Raw genomic sequence first — 1,109 nt, 5'->3', positions numbered from 1 at the left:
GCCGAGCCCCGCGCTGCCAGCGGCGACCCGGACGGCCGGCGGTGTGTCGGCGGTGTTGTAGAGCACCGTCACCACGCCGCCGGCGCCTCCACTGCCGCCGGCGCCCCCGTTGCCACCCCGGCCGCCAATGCCGCCCATTCCGCCGGAGGCGACCGCCGAGGAGCAGTTCCCGTTGGCGCCGCCGTCACCGCCGGCCTGGCCGTTGCCGCCATTGGCACCGTCGCCGCCCTTCGCGCCATTGCCAGCGAGCGAAGCGAAGGTGAACGCGCCGAGCAGGGTGTTGACCGTCACCTGCAGGTTGTTGCCCGCGCCTCCGTTGCCCGGTGTTCCGGCGTCCCCGCCGTCGACGGCGGAGGCGTCTCCCGGCACCCCGGAAGTCCCCGGGGTCGCGGCCTTCTTGTTGCTCCAGCTCTCGCACTTCGCGGGGTCGCCGTTGGCGGCCTGGAGCGGCGCTGGCGGCTGTCCGGCGGTGCCGGAAGTTCCCGCCGTGCCATCCACCGCCTGCAGAAGGACGCCCGGTGGGTCGATGCCCTGTTCCTGGCTCATGGCGCGCGCCTCAGGTGTAGGTGAAGTTCGTGGGAAGGACGGCGAAGCTGCCGTCCGGGTTGCCGGCCAGCACCGTGGTGGCCCCCGAGCCCGGGGGCGTCGTGCCCGTGAGCTGGGTGTCGGACACGAAGACCAGGCCGACCGCGTTCGCCGAGCCGAACTGGACGGTGGTCAGCGGTTTGCCCGTGCCGTCCGCGACGAAGTTGCTGCCCGTCAGGGTGAAGGCCGTGCCCCCCGCGGCCGGGCCGTTGTTGGGGGTGATGGCGCTGAGGGTCAGGACCGGAGGCGACACCTTGAACACGAGGGCCCCGTCGGTCCCGTCGGTCCCGTCCGAGCCCAGCGAGCCGGCGTCTCCGACGCCTCCCGCACCGGCCGACCCGCTGCCGCCGTTGCTGCCGCCCGGGCCGCCCACGCCCGGAGAGCCGGGACCGCCGCCCGGGCCCTTGCGGCCACCCGAGACCGAGCCGGTGACATTGAAGCCGTTGGCGTTGGTGTACAGCACGGTGATGCTGCCGCCGTTGCCACCGTTGCCGCCCTGGCCGCCCTTGCCCCCGGTGCCGCCC

1 protein-coding gene and 1 pseudogene are annotated in these 1,109 nt (G+C 74.4%); both read right to left on the bottom strand.

What is annotated here, in order from left to right; all coding sequences use genetic code 11:
- Positions 1-546, bottom strand: a pseudogene (locus tag D7V93_RS43345) (hypothetical protein); the annotation flags it as partial.
- A 10-nt stretch (positions 547-556) separates the two neighbouring features.
- Positions 557-1,109: IPT/TIG domain-containing protein (locus D7V93_RS43340; protein ID WP_208723363.1), on the bottom strand; the 553-nt coding region annotated here is incomplete at its 5' end.

It is taken from the genome of Corallococcus llansteffanensis, assembly GCF_003612055.1.
GTDB classification, from domain to species: Bacteria; Myxococcota; Myxococcia; order Myxococcales; family Myxococcaceae; genus Corallococcus; species Corallococcus llansteffanensis.
Note: the sequence above shows the minus strand (reverse complement) of the source record. Positions and strands in the feature narration are given on the sequence as shown.